This window comes from Agromyces seonyuensis, assembly GCF_009789225.1.
Taxonomy (GTDB): Bacteria; Actinomycetota; Actinomycetes; order Actinomycetales; family Microbacteriaceae; genus Agromyces; species Agromyces seonyuensis.
This window is the reverse complement of record NZ_WSTA01000092.1, coordinates 1-15,857: the sequence shown is the minus strand read 5'-3', so window position 1 is coordinate 15,857 and position 15,857 is coordinate 1. Positions and strand designations below refer to the sequence as shown.

Annotated in this window: 19 protein-coding genes; 2 read left to right on the top strand and 17 right to left on the bottom strand. The window is 72.9% G+C overall.

The window, feature by feature from the left end; genetic code table 11:
* From GB864_RS15750 to GB864_RS15715, 8 genes are all read right to left on the bottom strand, one after another.
* Window positions 1-346: hypothetical protein (locus tag GB864_RS15750; protein ID WP_419672796.1), on the bottom strand; the 346-nt coding region annotated here is incomplete at its 3' end.
* Between the two features lie 102 nt (window positions 347-448).
* On the bottom strand, window positions 449-967 hold the full coding sequence (locus GB864_RS15745) for a putative glycolipid-binding domain-containing protein (protein WP_160426651.1): 519 nt from the start codon (window positions 965-967) through the stop codon (window positions 449-451).
* A gap of 44 nt (window positions 968-1,011) precedes the next feature.
* The gene (locus tag GB864_RS15740; protein ID WP_336604039.1) at window positions 1,012-1,644 is read right to left on the bottom strand and encodes an RNA polymerase sigma factor; all 633 of its coding nucleotides are present in this window, start codon (window positions 1,642-1,644) and stop codon (window positions 1,012-1,014) included.
* Between the two features lie 76 nt (window positions 1,645-1,720).
* Window positions 1,721-2,413: a response regulator transcription factor gene (locus GB864_RS15735; RefSeq protein ID WP_160426650.1), complete on the bottom strand. Its 693-nt coding sequence runs from the start codon at window positions 2,411-2,413 to the stop codon at window positions 1,721-1,723.
* A complete protein-coding gene (locus GB864_RS15730) occupies window positions 2,401-3,594 on the bottom strand; it encodes a sensor histidine kinase (RefSeq protein WP_160426649.1) in 1,194 nt (397 codons plus the stop codon). The genes GB864_RS15735 and GB864_RS15730 overlap by 13 nt, the downstream gene beginning before the upstream one ends.
* Window positions 3,595-4,132: 538 nt before the next feature.
* On the bottom strand, window positions 4,133-4,474 hold the full coding sequence (locus tag GB864_RS15725) for a hypothetical protein (RefSeq protein WP_160426648.1): 342 nt from the start codon (window positions 4,472-4,474) through the stop codon (window positions 4,133-4,135).
* A 28-nt stretch (window positions 4,475-4,502) separates the two neighbouring features.
* Window positions 4,503-5,357 (bottom strand): DNA-formamidopyrimidine glycosylase family protein, encoded by an 855-nt coding sequence (locus tag GB864_RS15720; protein WP_160426647.1) that lies wholly within the window; start codon window positions 5,355-5,357, stop codon window positions 4,503-4,505.
* A 5-nt stretch (window positions 5,358-5,362) separates the two neighbouring features.
* Entirely contained in the window at window positions 5,363-5,572 is a 210-nt protein-coding gene (locus GB864_RS15715; RefSeq protein WP_160426646.1) for a dodecin, read from the bottom strand.
* Window positions 5,573-5,690: 118 nt separating this feature from the next.
* Between GB864_RS15715 and GB864_RS15710 the strand changes: the two genes are divergently transcribed.
* Window positions 5,691-6,035 carry a YciI family protein gene (locus GB864_RS15710; RefSeq protein WP_160426645.1) on the top strand — a complete coding sequence of 115 codons (345 nt, stop codon included), beginning with the start codon at window positions 5,691-5,693 and terminating at the stop codon, window positions 6,033-6,035.
* 39 nt (window positions 6,036-6,074) lie between these two features.
* On the opposite strand, the gene GB864_RS15705 is transcribed toward GB864_RS15710, so the two are convergent.
* From GB864_RS15705 to GB864_RS15665, 9 genes are all read right to left on the bottom strand, one after another.
* A complete protein-coding gene (locus tag GB864_RS15705; RefSeq protein ID WP_160426644.1) occupies window positions 6,075-7,754 on the bottom strand; it encodes an ATP-binding cassette domain-containing protein in 1,680 nt (559 codons plus the stop codon).
* A gap of 74 nt (window positions 7,755-7,828) precedes the next feature.
* Window positions 7,829-8,410: a hypothetical protein gene (locus GB864_RS15700; protein ID WP_160426643.1), complete on the bottom strand. Its 582-nt coding sequence runs from the start codon at window positions 8,408-8,410 to the stop codon at window positions 7,829-7,831.
* 2 nt (window positions 8,411-8,412) lie between these two features.
* Entirely contained in the window at window positions 8,413-8,985 is a 573-nt protein-coding gene (locus tag GB864_RS15695) for a helix-turn-helix domain-containing protein (protein ID WP_160426642.1), read from the bottom strand.
* A 64-nt stretch (window positions 8,986-9,049) separates the two neighbouring features.
* Window positions 9,050-10,333 (bottom strand): NYN domain-containing protein, encoded by a 1,284-nt coding sequence (locus GB864_RS15690; protein ID WP_160426641.1) that lies wholly within the window; start codon window positions 10,331-10,333, stop codon window positions 9,050-9,052.
* A gap of 231 nt (window positions 10,334-10,564) precedes the next feature.
* Complete coding sequence (ychF, locus tag GB864_RS15685) at window positions 10,565-11,638, bottom strand: redox-regulated ATPase YchF (protein WP_160426640.1); 1,074 nt, start codon at window positions 11,636-11,638, stop codon at window positions 10,565-10,567.
* A 52-nt stretch (window positions 11,639-11,690) separates the two neighbouring features.
* Window positions 11,691-12,965, bottom strand: a complete 1,275-nt coding sequence (locus GB864_RS15680) for a glycosyltransferase (protein WP_160426639.1) — start codon at window positions 12,963-12,965, stop codon at window positions 11,691-11,693.
* Window positions 12,962-13,561 (bottom strand): TetR/AcrR family transcriptional regulator, encoded by a 600-nt coding sequence (locus GB864_RS15675; protein WP_160426638.1) that lies wholly within the window; start codon window positions 13,559-13,561, stop codon window positions 12,962-12,964. The genes GB864_RS15680 and GB864_RS15675 overlap by 4 nt, the downstream gene beginning before the upstream one ends.
* 217 nt (window positions 13,562-13,778) lie before the next feature.
* Window positions 13,779-14,522: a class I SAM-dependent methyltransferase gene (locus GB864_RS15670; protein WP_160426637.1), complete on the bottom strand. Its 744-nt coding sequence runs from the start codon at window positions 14,520-14,522 to the stop codon at window positions 13,779-13,781.
* A gap of 85 nt (window positions 14,523-14,607) precedes the next feature.
* Window positions 14,608-15,252, bottom strand: a complete 645-nt coding sequence (locus GB864_RS15665; RefSeq protein ID WP_160426636.1) for a pyridoxamine 5'-phosphate oxidase family protein — start codon at window positions 15,250-15,252, stop codon at window positions 14,608-14,610.
* A gap of 82 nt (window positions 15,253-15,334) precedes the next feature.
* On the opposite strand from GB864_RS15665, the gene GB864_RS15660 reads away from it, so the two are divergent.
* Window positions 15,335-15,857: GntR family transcriptional regulator (locus GB864_RS15660; RefSeq protein WP_160426635.1), on the top strand; the 523-nt coding region annotated here is incomplete at its 3' end.

Sequence of the window (15,857 nt, the reverse complement as noted above, 5' to 3'; positions counted from 1 at the left end):
TGCCGACGAGCGCGAGGGCCGCGGCGACGGACGCCGCGGCGACCCAGGTGCGGCGGCGCCTGGCGCGCGCGGCGTCGAGGTCGGCGACGGGCGCGACGGGCGTCGAGCCGGTCGGCTCGGAGAGATCGGGCTCGTCCTCCTCGTGGCCCGACCCGGCAGCGCCGGATGCCGTCGCCTCGGGCCCGCTCGCCCGGGCCACGACCTCGTCGGCGAAGCCGGCGCGGGCCTCGACGCCGACGGCCGGGTCGGCGGCCCGGAGTCGCTCGATCGCGTCGTCGGTGCCGGCGTGCTCCGCCTCGGGCTGCTCGGGCTGCTCGGGGTCGCGGGGGTGCTCGTCGTGGTCCATGGGGGTGCCTTCCTCGGCGGGGGTTCGTCCTCACCCCGTCTGTGTGCCGAGACGGCCGGACCTTGCACGGCGGCGGTCCCGATCGGATGACTCGTGCCGGCGTCATCCGCCCCGGTGGAACAGCCCCGGATACTCGACGACGAACCCCGCCTCGTCGACGGTGATCGTGCGCGCGAACTCGCTGTCGAGCGATTCGTAGCGGTACTCGCGCGCTCCGGTGCGGGTGTAGCGCTGCGGGTCCGGCGCCACGGTGAGCTCGGGCACCGCGACATACCCGGTCGTGAGGTCGGCCGAGTCGCCGATGCGGAGGGCGAGCCGACGGATGGGGAGCGTGTTGGTCACGGGCGAGATCGAGAGGTCGAGGTCGACCGCGGGGGCGAGGTCGGGTCGCGGGGTCCCGTCGACGGTCCAGCCGGCATCGCGCCGCCGCACGTCGAGCCGTCGGCCCCCGAGCTCGAGCGTCAATTCGGTGAATCGCCACTCCTCGTCCGTGGATGCCCGGTACCCGCATGTCCCGAAGGGGCCGACCACCCGGCTCTCGACGCGCATCCCGCCGCGCGGCGACAGCGCGACGACGCAGCGCTCGGCCGTGCCGTCGTCGCCGATCCAGTCGAACTCCATGCCCTCATCCTGATCGACGCGCGGGCGCGCCGTCGGGCATCCGCTCAGAACGTCAGCCGGGAGCCCCACGACTCGCGCAGGCGCGAGCGCGCCCGGGAGAGCGCCGCGTCCGCGCCCGAACGGGAGATGCCGAGCGCGACCGCGAGGCCCGCTCCGTCGAGGCCCTCCCATGCGTTCAGCAGGAGGATGCGGCGGTCGCGCTCCCCCACGCTGGCCAGCGCGCCGCGCAGTTCGTCGTCGAAGAGCATCCGGAGCTCGGGATCGTCGCCGACGCGCGTCGCGCCGGTCTCGGGCACGTGCTCGACGGGCACGTCGGCGGCCTTGCGGCGGTGGTTGGCGAGCGTGAACCCGGCCGTGCGGTAGAGCCAGGGCAGCACGGCCTCGCGCGGCACGTCGTCGCGACGGCGCCACGCGGTCGCGAACACGTCCGCGGCGAGGTCCTCCGCGTCGTCGCGCGGGCCGCGGCGGGCGAAGTACTTCACGATCGCGCTCGAATGCTCGCGCGCGACGGCGGTGAACCAGGCGAGGTCGTCGGCCGAGGGAGTCACGGCGGCCGGCCCCACCGGAGCGCCGGGTTCGGCGACGCCGGTCGCGGCGGCGGCGTCGCTCAGCGCCTCGTCGCCCTCGGGCATCCGCGCCCTCCGCTCGGTCTCGATCTGCGCCACATCGCTCGTCACACCCCGCTTGTGTCGCCTCGAGCGCGATCCTTGCACGCGGATGCGGAACTCGCCCCGCGTCGTCGCCGAATCGAGATCAGGCGTCGGCGTCGAGCCCGGCGTCGTGCACGAGCAGCGCGAGCTGCACCCGGTTCTCGGCGCGCGACTTCGCGAGGATCGCGCCGACATGGGCTTTCACGGTGGGCACCGACAGGAAGAGCGCCGCGGCGATCTCCGCGTTCGAGCGGCCGGCGCCGAGCTCGCGGGCGACGTCGCGCTCTCGCGGAGTGAGGCCGCCGAGCCGCGCCCGGGCGGCTGCGCGGGCATCGTCGGCTCGGGCGCGTCCGGGGGCCGTCGCCGCGGCGATCACTTGGGACGCCACCGACGGCGAGAGCGCCGGCGCCCCGGCGGCCGCATCCCGGATGGCGGCGGCGAGCCGGTCGGGCGGGGTGTCCTTCAGCAGGAACCCGGATGCGCCGAGCCGGAGCGCCTCGAGCACGGTGTCGTCGGCGTCGAAGGTCGTGAGGATGACGACGCGCGGGGGCTCGGGCAGCCGCAGCACGGCCGTCGTGGCGCTGAGGCCGTCGCGCACGGGCATCCGCACGTCCATGAGCACGACGTCGGGGCGCTCCCGCTGCACGACGTCGATGCCCTCCTCGCCGTCGCCCGCTTCGCCCACCAGCAGGATGCCCGGGTCGACCCCGAGCATCGTCGCCAGAGCGCTGCGCACCATCGGATCGTCGTCGACGACGACGACGCGGATCGGCTCCCCCGTGCTCACGTCGCCCATGGTAGCCAGGCGCTCACGGCGTAGCCGTCGCCGTCGACGCCCGCCTCGAACCGGCCGCCGGCGCGCACGACGCGCTCGCGCAGGCCCGCGAGTCCGGTGCCCGAGCCCGGCAGCCGCGGAGCGACCGTGTTCGCGCGGGGTCCGTTGCGGACGCGGACGGCGAGGCCCTCGCCCGCCTCGCCGGCGATCGAGACCGTGACGCTCGCCCCGGTCGCATGCTTGAGCGCGTTCGTGAGCGACTCGCGGATGACGCGATACGCGGTCTGCGCGGCCGCGGGCGGCGGTTCGCCCTCGACGGCGGAGATCAGTTCGACGTGCATCCCCGCGGCGCGCGACTCGTCGACGAGCGCCGCGACGTCGGCGATCCCGGGTTCGTCCGGGATGGCGTCGGCGCTCGCCGCGACGGCGGCCGGGTCGCGGAGCACGCCGAGCATCCCCCGCAGTTCGTCGAGGGCGAGGCGGGCGTTCTCGCCGATGGCGCCGAGCGCCGCGGTGCGCTCCTCCTCCGGCAGGTCGGGTCGCAGTTCGAGGGCCGAGCTCTGCATCGCGACGAGCGAGACGCGGTGCGCGACGACGTCGTGGAGGTCGCGGGCGATGCGGTTGCGCTCGCCGACACGCGTCGCGAGGGCGCGTGCCGCCTGCTCCCGCTCGGCCGCCGCCGCGCGTTCACGGAGGCCCGCGACGAGCTCCCGACGCTGGCCGATCGAGATGCCCGTGGCGATCACGATCGCGAACCCGAGTCCGAAGATGAGCGTGCTCTCCCACCAGGGCAGGCTCGGGTTCTCGGTCGGATAGACGAGCAGGCCGGTCCAGCGGAAGGCGACGAGATCGCAGGCGGCGACGATCGCGATCTCCCACGACCGCTGGCGGGTGGCGACGCTGCCGAGCGCCAGGAGCGCGGCACCCATCGCCGCGACGGAGCCGAGCAGCACGATCGCGGACGCCGCGATCCCCACCAGCACCGGCGCACGACGAGAGAAGCACAGGACGCCGGCGATGGCGAGGGCGCCGATCGCCGGGTCGGCGGTGAGGTACCAGATCTGCTCGGGCCGGCTCAGCGACCAGTAGTCGAGGACTCCGAGGCCGATCAGCCACAGCACGCCGCCGATCGCAGCCGCGAGCAGCGCGCGCCACACGATCCCCCACGGCGTGCGACGGGGGACGATCCCCCGCTCGTCCATGTCGGCAGTGTAGGGCGCGGCGCCCGCTCGCCGGTGCTCCCGCGGCACCCCCGACCGAAGGAGGGGGTGGATGCATCCCTTCGGCCGATCCGCTGCGGGTCGGGTCGGGGCAATCTAGAGGTGTGGTTCGGAGGAACGAACCGCACACCGCAGGGCCGTGAGCCTGCTCTTTCGAGCGATTCCGACGCGCGTTTCCCCTGAACGAAGGTCGTCGTCTCGTGGCGATGGCCGGCCCCGCGGTACACCCCCGGAGCGTCCCGGTGCCGAGTCCCCCTCGGCGCCGGGACCGCCCGGGACGGGCGTCGACGCCCACCGAGATCTCCGAGACTCGGCGGCCGCGACCCGAACGGCGCCGGAGCTCGGGCCGGTTCGCCGGCGAAGCTCTCCGAGCCCCGGCCGCCGCGACCCGAACGGCGGCGGGCTTCGGAGGCCTTCGCCGGCGGATCTCCTCGAGGCCCGGCCGCCGCGACCCGACGGCGCCGGGCCTCGAGTCGTCTCCGCGCTCGACCACGACGAGCGCATGCGGGCGCGTCGGCACTCAGGCCGTGGGGGCCGCCGCTCGCCGGAAGACGAAGAACCCGGTGACCGGGCCGCGGTTGACGACGCCCTCGCCCGTGCCCCAGACCCGGGCGGACGTGTTCGCACCGGTCTCGACGAAGGTCCAGCCCGCGTGCTCGAGGCGCCAGCCGATCGACTCGACGTGGCTCAGGAAGTAGCCGGTCGACTCGTCGGGCACGATGTGGTTCTCCGAGGAACCCCACGACGACCCGGCACCGCCGAGGTGCGCGACGTCGACCTGGAGGTGCAGGAGCGCGTCGCCGCGCTCGTGAGCGGCGCGGGCGTGCGCGAGGAGGCGTTCGGCTTCGGGCTGGGCGGGCATCGGGTTCCGTTCCTGGTTCGGCCCGGCCTCACCCGGGCTCCGCGAGCAGTGCCCCGCCAGTCTGGCAGTCGGGGCAGTACTGCGCGGTCGTGCTGCCGAAGGCGAAGTCGCGCACCGTGCCGCCGCACTCGCCCGGGCACGGCTCGCCCGCGCGACCGTGCACCTGCATCGCGGCCGTCTTCGCGGCCTTCAGGTCTGCGATCGGGATGCCTCGACGCGCGGCGACCGCGGATCGTACGACGTCGGTCGTCGCCGCGAACAGCCGGTCGAGGGCGTCATCCGCGAGCTCGGACGCATGGATGACCGGAGAGACGCGCGCCGCGAAGCAGATCTCGTCGGAGTAGGCGTTGCCGATCCCGGCGAGCGCGGCCTGGTCGATGAGGATCGCCTTGACCTGCTTGCGCCGGCCGGCGACCGCGTGGTCGAACTGCGCCCGGGTGAACGAGTCGTCGGCCGGGTCGGGCCCGAGTTTCGCGATCGCCGGGACGTCGGCCGGGTCGTCGACCACGAAGAGTCCGAGGGAGAGCCATGTGCCGGCGTCGGTGAGTTCGAGCGCCGGCGCACCGTCGAAGGCGAGGCTCGCGAGGGCGGGCGGGGGCGCGTCGTCGTCGCCCTCCTCAGGTGACGTCGCCCCCTCGGCGACCCAGCGCATCCAGCCGTGACGGCCGAGCGAGACGACGAGGTGACGATCGCCGAAGGCGAGGTCGACGAGCTTGCCGTGCCGGAGCACTCCGGTCGGCTCAGCACCGACGAGCGTGTCGGGCCCGCGACCGCGGGTCTTCACGAGCCGCCCCTCGAGCAGCTCGGCGCTCGAGAGGGCACGGCCGACGAGGCGCTCGGCGAGTTCGTCGGCGAGCGCCTGCACCTCCGGGGTTTCGGGCATCCGCGCTAGTCGTCGAGCCGGAAGCCGACCTTCAGGGTGACCTGGAAGTGCGCGACGGCGCCGTCCTCGACCTCGCCGCGCGTGGAGACGACCTCGAACCAGTCGACGTTGCGCAGCGTCGTGGATGCCCGTGCGATCGCGTTGCGGATCGCGGTGTCGGTGCCCTCCGGCGACGTCCCGACGATCTCGGTGACGCGGTAGACGTGATCGCTCATGTGCGGCTCCCCCTTGCTCGCCCGCGACGATGCGGATGCCCCGCACCCTAGCCGCGCGTCATCCTCGCCGACAGGCCGATCCGAACGGACGTCGGCGCTCGCACGTAGCATCCGCGGCATGACGAAATTCCTGATCTCGTTCCCCAGCAGTGCGATGGCGCTCGACTCGCCGGAGGAGTGGGCTGCGGCCGGGGTCGACTCCCGCGCGGTCATCCAAGCGGCGAAGGACGCCGGCGTCTACGTCTTCGGCGGCGGCATCGACGAGGCGGTCGCGCCCGTGCGCGTCGCCGCCGACGGCACAGTGACGGCGGGCACCTACCCGGAGACCGAGCGACTCGAGGGCGGCTACACGATCCTCGAACTGCCCTCGCGCGAGGTCGCGTTCGAGTGGGCGGCGAAGATCGCGGCCGCCTGCCGGTGCGAGCAGGAGGTGCGCGAGTTCATGTACGACCCGATGTCGTGACGGCACCGCTGCCGGCCGACGCCGGCGGGGGCCGGGCGGTCAGGCCTCGGCGACGCGGCCGTCCTCGACGCGCCAGCGGCGGTCGAGCCGCACGTGCTCGAGCATCCGGCGGTCGTGGGTGACGAGCAGCAGCGTGCCCTCGTAGCCCTCGAGCGCCTGCTCGAGCTGCTCGATCGCGGGCAGGTCGAGGTGGTTCGTCGGCTCGTCGAGCACGAGCACGTTCACGCCGCGCGCCTGCAGCAGCGCCATGCCTGCGCGCGTGCGCTCGCCCGGCGAGAGCTCGTCGACCGGTCGCCCCACGTGGTCGGCCTTGAGGCCGAACTTGGCGAGCAGCGTGCGCACCTCCCCCGACGCGTACTCGGGCACGAGCGCCTCGAAGGCGTCGGCGAGGGGCCGGGAGCCCGCGAGCAGGGATCGGGCCTGGTCGATCTCGCCGATCGCGACCGAGGAGCCGAGACTCGCCCGGCCCGAGTCGGGGGCGATGCGGCCGAGGAGCAGCCCGAGGAGCGTCGACTTGCCGGCGCCGTTCGGGCCGGTGATGCCGATGCGGTCGCCGCCCGAGATCTGCAGCGAGACGGGACCGAGCGTGAAGTCGCCGCGGGTGAGCGTCGCGGCGTCGAGCGTCGCGACGACGGCCGACGAGCGCGGCGCCGTGCCGATCGAGAACTCGAGCTTCCACTCCTTGCGCGGTTCCTCGACCTCGTCGAGGCGCGCGATGCGGCTCTCCATCTGCCGCACCTTCTGCGCCTGCTTCTCACTCGATTCGACCGAGGCCTTGCGGCGGATCTTGTCGTTGTCGGGCGACTTCTTCATGGCGTTGCGCACGCCCTGGCTCGACCACTCCCGCTGCACGCGGGCGCGCGAGACGAGGTCGGCCTTCTTCGACGCGAACTCCTCGTAGTCCTCGCGGGCGTGCCGGCGCACCGTCTCGCGCTCCTCGAGGTAGGCGTCGTAGCCGCCGCCGTAGAGCCGGTTCGAGTGCTGGGCGAGGTCGAGCTCGAGCACCTTCGTGACGGTGCGGGCGAGGAACTCGCGGTCGTGGCTGACGAGCACGACGCCGCCGCGGAGCCCCGCGACGAACGCTTCGAGCCGGTCGAGCCCGTCGAGGTCGAGGTCGTTCGTCGGCTCGTCGAGCAGCACGATGTCGAAGCGCGAGCAGATGAGCGCGGCGAGTCCCACGCGGGCCGCTTGCCCGCCCGAGAGCCCGGTCATGAGCGAGTCGGCGGTGACGGTTGCCCCGGTGGCGTCGGCCGCGGCCGCATCCAGCCCGAGGTCGGCGAGCACGCCCGGCAGCCGCTCGTCGAGGTCGGCCGCGCCGGAGGCGAGCCAGCGCTCGAGCGCGACGGAGTACTCCTCGCCCGGGTCGACGCCCGCGGGCACGTCGGTCGCCGCGAGCAGCTCCGCGGCGGCATCCATGCGGGCGGTCGCCTCGGCGCAGCCCGTGCGCCGCGCGACGTACTGCCCGATCGTCTCGCCGTCGACGCGCTCGTGCTCCTGCGGCAGCCAGCCGACGAAGGCGTCCGTCGGCGCGAGCGAGACCGTGCCCGCGAGCGGCGCGATGGCACCGCCGAGGATGCCGAGCAGCGTCGACTTCCCCGCGCCGTTGGCGCCCACGACGCCGATCACATCGCCTGGCGCCACCGTCAGGTCGAGGTCCTCGAACAGGGTCCGATGCGCGTATCCGCCGGCGAGCCCCTGGCCCACGAGTGTTGCAGTCACCGGACAACCCTACGCAGCCGCCCGCCGCGGCGCTGCCGGCGGAGCATCCGATGCGCCCAGGCGTCCTCGAACGGTCAGATCTCCACCGGCCCGGGTGACGCCGGCGGTGCGGTCGCTTCCCCGTCCAGTATCCCTTCGACCATGCGCATCGCCCGAGGGGTGAGCAGATCACCCGGGTAGAACTCCTCGTACAGTTCTTCGGCGTCCTCGACGTTCTCGATGCCGCACAGCGCCATGAGCAACCGGATGTCGCGGGTGTCACGTCCCGGGCGATTGGCCCGGAGTTTCATCGCGAGCATCACCTCCTTCGCGGCAACCTGGATGACGATGCCGTCGGCGTCGTACAGGGTCTCCCACTCGACGGCGCGGCCGAGCGTCGGGAGCGCATCAGCGCGCGTCACTTCGAAGTTCAGCCACTTCTCGTCCCACCCGTGACGACGGGCGATTCCGGCCGCCGCCGCCGCGACGGCGTCGTCGCTGCCCGGATTCACGTGCAGGACGTCGAGATCCTGCGTCACGCCGCGATCGAAGTACTGCAGCGCGAGGGCAGCCCCGCCGACGAGCCGGATGCCGGCGACCTCGCCGGCAGCACGGAGTTCGGCGACGAGCTCGCGAAGCCCGGCGATGATCTCGTCGCGACCGAGCTCGGTGGCCATGCTCAGACGCTCGCGAACGTGTCGGCCCAGGCGAGCACACCGCGCTCGGCGAACTCGTCGGGGACGTCGGAGAGACTCGGCGCCGGGTCCGCCGGGTCGACGCGGAACACGGTCGGCTCCGGCAGGAATCGCTCGGGTTGCTCCACCCAGGGCGGTTGCGGAATGCGCTCCTGCCCGAGTCGCCAGGCGACGAGGGCGGCGAGCGCGGCATCCCAGACGCGACTCCCGGTCGATTCCGGCTCGGTAAGGCCGAGGACGCCTCGGACGAGCCCGTGCTCGGCGACCAGGTCGTCGTTCAGTTGGAGCAGTGCGCGCAGCGCGCGATCCGAGTCGCCCTGCTTGAGCGAGGCTCGAATGGACGCCGCCGCCGAGGCAGCGTCATCCCGACGGGTCGGGGCTGCATAGAGGCGGTGCCCGGTGCCGGCGAGCAGCCGATCGACTGTGCTGAAGGCGGCCTCGCGCCCGCGCTCATGGTGCGAGACGCTCGCCTGATCGACGCCGGTGAGCTCCGCGAGCCGTACCTGCGTCAGGCGTCGGCTCTTCCGAGCTGCGCGCACCAGGGTCGACGAGGTCATCGTTCCGACACCTCCCAAATATGACGTTCAACACATATTCTAGCCCATCGGATGCGGAACATGTTCAGCCGGTCGCTGCATCCTGGACGAGGAGGCCGCCGCTCACCCATGCGGTGATCTCGGCGAGATCGGAATCGGAGAGTTCGATGCGGGCTCCCCGGCACAGGCCGAGCACGTTCCCGGCCCAGATCGTCGCGAGCTCCGTCGGCGACGGTTCATCGTCGAGCGATGCTCCCGCGAAGAGCAACCCGCTCACCACGTAACTGACGGCAGCGCGTGAGACCGGCATGTCCTCCGCCGCACACGAGTCGCGCACGCGCTTCGCCGTCTCGCTCCGGTTGAACGGGAAGAGGGCCAGATCGAACGCGAGCTGGTCGAGCACCATCCGGTATCCGGATGCCTCAAGCGCGGGGATCTCGGTGATGCCGACGACCTGGCGCTGCAGCGGCGTCAGACCCACCAGCGGAACCGAGGCAGTCGCCGCGGCAGGGAGGTCATCCGAGTTGAAGCGATCCGGGTCCCAGATGAACCCGGGAATGCGCGCCTTGTCGACCGGAAGGTCGGGCAGTTCTCGTTGCAGCCAGCCTCCGAACGATCCAGCACCCTGCCACCCGGACTCGCGAATGCCGGGTTCGGCCTGGGCTGCAGCGGCCGCCGCGATCGCGAGCACGACCGGTCGGTCGGCCGATGCGACGAGCCTCCGCACCGCGGCGACCGCATCGACCGAGACCGGCATCTCGGCCGAACTCCCGGCACCGGCGACCAGCTCGTCGACCGCCGCTGCCGCCGAAGCGTCGTCGCCGAGCGCGACCGCGGTGAGCATCGGGATGAACTCGTCGACCGGGATGACCGTGTCGGCGACCGCACGATACGCGGCAGCCGCCGGGCCCGGGGTGATGATCGTGACCACCCGGTCCGCCGCGCGGCAGCGCGAGACCAGCGGCGTGAAATCTGCGTCGGCCGACAGGAACACGAACTCGTCGAATCGGGTCGCCGCCCCCAACGCGTCGACCGCATCCAGCACCAGGTTGATGTCCGCGCTCGACTTGCCCTGCTGCGTCAGCGACGGGCAGTCGACGACCTGGAACCCGGCGCGGGTGAAGTTCGGCCGATACCTGGAGTACGTCGCCGGGTTGAGATAGCACTTCCGAACGAGGAACCGCCGTGCGAAACGGCCTTCTCCGTCTTCACCGAAGGTCAAGGCATCGACCCAGCGCCCGGGATCTTCGGCGAAGGTCTTGGCGGCTTCGGAATCGAGTCGCTGGAGGCCGGAGTACACATTGTCGAAGTCGACGAACATCGCCGAACGCAGACGTCGGGCCGTCTGAACCGCGGAGGCATCACTCACGCCGTCCATCCTCTGGGCGGCACGCCTGCTTCACGAGTCCCCCGTTCCGGGTGGTTCTCGCCGCCCGCAAGCCGGGCGAGCTTGAGTCTGCGCGGCCAGACGACTCGTCGGAGACCACGAAGAGCCGGCCCGACATCACGCCGGACTCAACGGGGCGCGGACGTCACACGTCGAAGCCGGAGCTCGAGGAACGAACGCGCGACACCTGAGACGGGATCCCCATGCGGCGACTCAGACGTTGAAGCGGAACTCCACCACGTCGCCGTCCTGCATGACGTAGTCCTTGCCCTCCATGCGGGCCTTGCCCTTGGCGCGGGCCTCCGCGACGGAGCCGGTCTCGACGAGGTCCTCGAACGAGATGACCTCGGCCTTGATGAAGCCGCGCTCGAAGTCCGTGTGGATGACGCCGGCGGCCTGCGGCGCCTTGGCGCCCTGCGGGATCGTCCAGGCGCGCGACTCCTTGGGGCCGGCGGTGAGGTAGGTCTGCAGGCCGAGGGTGGCGAAGCCGATGCGGGCGAGCTGGTCGAGGCCCGACTCCTCCTGGCCGGTCGAGGCGAGCAGCTCCGCGGCATCCTCGGGGTCGAGGTCGATGAGCTCGGACTCGATCTTCGCGTCGAGGAACACGGCCTCGGCGGGCGCGACGAGCGCGGCGAGCTCCGCCTTCTTCGAGTCATCCGTGAGCACGGCCTCGTCGACGTTGAAGACGTAGATGAAGGGCTTCGCGGTGAGCAGGCCGAGCTCGGCGACGGGCGCGAGGTCGAGCTTGGCGGCCGAGAGCGGCGTACCGCCCTGCAGCAGTTCGAGCGCTTCCTTGGCGGTGGCGAGCACCTCGGGGCCGATCTTCTTGCCCTTGAGCTCCTTCTCGTAACGCGTGATGGCGCGCTCGAGGGTCTCCATATCGGCGAGGATCAGCTCGGTGTTGATGGTCTCCATGTCGGCCTTGGGGTCGACGGCGCCGTCGACGTGCACGACGTCGGAGTCCTCGAAGCCGCGCACGACCTGCGCGATCGCGTCGGCCTCGCGGATGTTCGCGAGGAACTTGTTGCCGAGGCCCTCGCCCTCGGAGGCGCCGCGCACGATGCCGGCGATGTCGACGAACGACACCGTCGCGGGCAGGATGCGCTCGGAGTGGAAGATCCCCGCGAGCGTCCCGAGGCGCGGGTCGGGCAGGTTCACCACGCCGACGTTGGGCTCGATCGTCGCGAACGGGTAGTTCGCTGCGAGCACCTGGTTCTTGGTCAGGGCGTTGAAGAGGGTCGACTTGCCGACGTTCGGGAGTCCGACGATTCCGATGGTGAGTGCCACGGACGGACAGCCTACCGGGGGCGGCTGGGCGCGAGCCGCGCGCGTTGCGGGATCAGGCCTCCGACGGCGTCGGTTCGACGGCGGCGAGCCCCTCGAGTTCGCTGAGCAGCGTCCCCGATGCGATCTCGGCCTGGATGCCGGCCGCGATCGCGGCGGCGGCCTGCCGGTAGGACGGGTCGGCGAGCGCCTGCGTCACGGCGTCGGCGATCGCCCGCGTGCCGGCCTTCGGCGAGAGCCGCACGCCGGCCCCGAGCCGCACGACCCGCGCGGCGTTCATGGGCTGGTCGCGGCCGAGGGGCACGCACACCATCGGCACCCCCGTCGCCAGGGCCTTGATGACGGTGCCGTGGCCGGCGTGCGTGATGACGAGGTCGGCGTGGGCGAACAACTCGGCGTGGGAGGCGGCGCGCACGATGCGCAGATTGTCGGCAGTGGGCACCTCGACCGGGTCGATCGCGGGGCCGGTCGTGATGACGCCGCGCACCGGCAGCGACGCGAGCGCCCGCGCGATGCGCCCGAGGAGGTCGGTCTGCTCCATGTACGAGCTCGAGAGCCCCACGACGACGAGCGCCCCGGCGCCCGCGGTCGGCGTCGCATCGCCGTCGGCGGGCAGGTCCTCGAGCACCGGGCCGACGTAGCGGACGTTGTCGGGCACGCCGCTCGGGTCGTCGAAGGCGACCGACGTCAGCATGAGCACGCGGTCGGCCCGACCCCACTGATCCCACAGATGGGCGAGGGGGTCGAGACCCGAGGATGCCCGTGCCGCGTTGAGCGCGCCGAGTCCGCGATCCCACATCCGGTGGAGCATCGCTGCGGCGAGACGGTCGCGCGCACGGGCGAAGCCGCCCATGCTCCTCTCGGACCCGGGATCGAACATCGAGCGCTCGGGCGATGGGGCGAGGTAGGCGCTGCCGACGAGGACCGCCGACGGGATGCCGCGGGCTTCGGCCGCGACGAGGGCGCCGAAGACGATCGCGTCGGCGAGCACCGCATCGAAGTGCTCGGCGTCGAGCGCGGCGCCGACGTCGGCCGCGAACCGGTCCGCGGGTCCGGCGGCCATGCGGTCGATGAGGCGGTTGAACACCCCGATCGGCGTGCGCGGCTCCCAGTCGCGCAGCACGTCGTGCTCGATCGCGCTCGAGGCCCGTTGCGGTGCGGTCGGCCAGGTGCGGTGCTCCGCGCCGGTCGCCGCGACCATCGCCGTGAGGCTCGGATCGCCGTAGACGACGACCTCGTGGCCGCGTTCGACGAGCATTCGCGCGGCCCCCAGGCACGGCGGCGTCGCACCGCCGCCGTCCCAGACCGCGAGCAAGTAGCGCATGGTCATCCCTCCGTTCCTTCCTGCTGATCGAGTTGCCCGACGATGAGCCGGCGGAGCGCTTCCCCCGTTCGCTCGGCATCGAGGCCGAGGTCGCGGCGCAGCAGTTTCCAGGTGCCGACGTCGGTGGCGGCGTAGAGCGCGTCGAGCGCGAGTGCGCGTTCGCCCGCCTCGGCGGGTAGCCGCGGCCCGAAGACCTGCTCGAGCCAGGCGCGCTGCGCGTCGCGGGCGTGCGCGGCGAAGTCTTCGAACCGCGGATGCCGGTCGAGATCCGCCACGAAGCGCCAGTTGGCGTCGCCGAACACCTCGTAGTGCCGCACGAGCGCGGCGACGGCACCGCCGACGTCGCCCGGTTCGACGGGACCGCGGAGGTCCGCGACGGCGTCGTCCATGGCCTCGACGGAGGACAGGAGCAGCCCCTCCTTCGAGCCGAAGTGGTTGAGGAGGGTCTGCACGCTCACCCCCGCCGCCGAGGCGAGGTCGGCGAGTGTCACGTCGTCGTAGCGCCGCGCGAAGAATCCCTCGCGGGCCGCCTGGATCAGCCGCTCGCGGGTGCGCGCGGCGACCTCCGACCGTCCGGTCATGTCGTACTCGCGTCGCGCCATGGAGCCGACGTTGCACTTCGTTTGGGTCGGCGTCAAGCCATTTCTTGACCGATGGTCAAACGGATTCTGGCATGGGTGCTCCGCTGCACGTCGCGACGCGCTGCGTCGGCGTCGGCGCGCGTCGGCGTCGGCGCGCGTCAACGCAGCCGGGCGCGCGTCAATGCAACTGGCCGCGCGTCAGCGCAACCGGCCACGCATCAGCGCAGCCGGGCGCGCGTCAGCGCAGCCGGGCGCGGAAGGCGTGCGTCACGTACGGGAGATCGAAGCGCTCCCGGCCGGCCGTGTCGGGGTGCCCGTCGAGGAGCGCGCCGACGGCCGCGAGCGTCGCGGCCTGCTCGGCCGGAGTCGACCGGATGAACATCGAGCGCGAGCGCACGAGGTCGAGGAAGTCCGCTCGGGTGATCGGCATGGTCCACGTCGTGGAGAACTCCTCGACGGGGCCGAAGCGCGATCCGAGGTCGCCGACGGCCGTCGCGATCGAGGTCGCGGCACCGGATTCGCCGATGAGCTCGTCGACCTGCCGCACCCAGTCGGCGGACTCGTCGCGCGAGTTCCAGATGAGCCCGAGCACCCCGCCCGGTCGCAGCACGCGCACGATCTCGGAGACGGCCTTGGCGCGCTGGAACCAGTGCCACGCCTGACCGGCGACGACCGCGTCGACGTCCTCGTCGTCGAGCGGGATCGCCTCGGCGGCGCCCACGAGCCGCGGCACGCCCGGCAGCGCGAGGCTGAGCTCCTCGAGCATCTCCTCGAGCGGGTCGACGGCGACGAGATCGCGGTCCAGCGCGATGAGCGCCTCCGTGAGCTTGCCCGTGCCCGCGCCGAGGTCGAGGATGCGCTCGGCGTCGCCGACGAGCCACTCGACGGCTTCGGCCGGGTAGCCGGGGCGCACCGCCGCGTACACCTGCGCCACCGCGCCGAAGGATCGGGCGTGGGCCGTGTGCTCGGCGTCGTCGCTCATGTGCTCGCTCCAGTTCCGCGGCCGCCCGGGGGTGGCATCCGCCTCGCCCATGCAATGCCCCGGACGCGGTCGGTGTCAACCCCGCTCAGCGACCGGCGGCGCGCGCGAGCACCGACGGGGCCACGGGTGTGCCCGCGCTCGTCAGCGGCGAGGTCTGCGGCACACCCCACGAGCGGCCGAGCGGCAGCACGCCGGCCCACACGCCGCGGTCCTCGCCGTCGCCCTCCTCCTCGGACGCGCCGTGCGCGCGCACCTTGAGCGCCCAGTGCTCGAGCGGCAGCCGCAGCAGGCCGGTCGCCGCGAGTTCCTTGCGCGTCGACGGCCGCACCTCGGCCACTCGGCCCGGCATGAGGCGCTCGCTGAGCGCGTCGAGCGCCGCTCCCGCCTCGTCGGGGCCGACGATCTCGGGCACGCCGTAGATCACGGCGGAGCGGTAGTTCATCGACGAGTCGAAGAGCGAGCGCGCGTAGACGAGCCCGTCGACGGCGGCGACCGACACGGCGATCGTGCCGCCCGCCCGTGCCCGCTGCACGAATCCGGCGCCGGTCGAGCCGTGCAGCAGCAGGGTGTCGCCGTCGCGCGCGATGAGCAGCGGCACGACGACGGGATCGCCGTCGGCGACGGTCGCCGCGTGGCCGACGAATTGCTCGTCGAGGAGGTCGTAGAGCGCGGCGCGGTCGTCGACGGCGCGTTCGCGGAGGCGGCGGATGACAGGAGTGGTGACGCTCATGGCCCCAGTCTGCGAGGTGAACCGGTACTCTCTGAAGTCCGATTCTCCGATGCACCGGAGTACCGATTTCGAAGGATGCCTCGTGGACGGACTCCTCATCGCCCTCGACGGGATCGACCGCGCCCTCCCCGGCTCGCTCGCCCTGCAACTCGCCGATCGGCTGCGCGACGCCGTGCAGTCGGGGCTCGCGCGACCCGGCGAGGCCGTGCCCTCGACGCGCGTGCTCGCCGCACGGCTCGGCATCTCCCGCGGCGTCGTCGTGCGCGCCTACGACCAGCTCATCGGCGAAGGATGCCTCGAGGCCCGCGGCGGCTCCGGGGTGCGGATCGCCGACCTCCCGACGTCGCTGCCCTCCCCCGCGACGGCTGCGCGACCCACCGCATCCTCGCGAGCGCGAAACGCGAGTGCGGCGGGCATCGTCCAAACGATCGGCATCCGCGCCGACGCCGCTGCGGCCCCCGCCGGCATCGCCGACCTCGCCCCGGGGATGCCCTCGACGGCCCGCCTCGACGAGCGGGCCTGGCGCGCGGCCTGGCGCGCGGCGGCTGCCCGCCCGGTCACCCCGGGCTGGGGCGACCGACGCGGCGAACCGCGCCTGCGCGCCG